Here is a 330-nt window from a genome sequence, read left to right on the forward strand (position 1 = left end):
AGTTGATTTGGTAATTATTGGTGGTGGGGATGGTAGCCTCAATGCGGCAGTAGACACATTGATAGAGACTAATTTACCGTTGGGAATCTTACCTTTAGGAACTGCCAATGATTTGGCAAGAACTTTAGGAATACCAAACTCCTTACCTGAAGCTAGCAAAGTGATAGCTCAGGGTGAGTTACGACACATCGACTTGGGATGGGTAAACGGCAAGCACTTTTTCAATGTTGCTAGTTTGGGACTGAGTGTAAAAATAACTCAGCGACTTACTAAAGAAGTTAAGCGTCGTTGGGGGAGTATTTGCTTATGCTTTTACTGCTCTACAAGTAA

At 41.8% G+C, this 330-nt stretch carries 1 pseudogene; it reads left to right on the top strand.

The window, feature by feature from the left end:
* A pseudogene (locus tag UYK_RS0123805) lies at nucleotides 1-330 on the top strand (diacylglycerol kinase family protein); the annotation flags it as partial.

The sequence above is a fragment of the Fischerella thermalis PCC 7521 genome (assembly GCF_000317225.1).
GTDB classification, from domain to species: domain Bacteria; phylum Cyanobacteriota; class Cyanobacteriia; order Cyanobacteriales; family Nostocaceae; genus Fischerella; species Fischerella thermalis.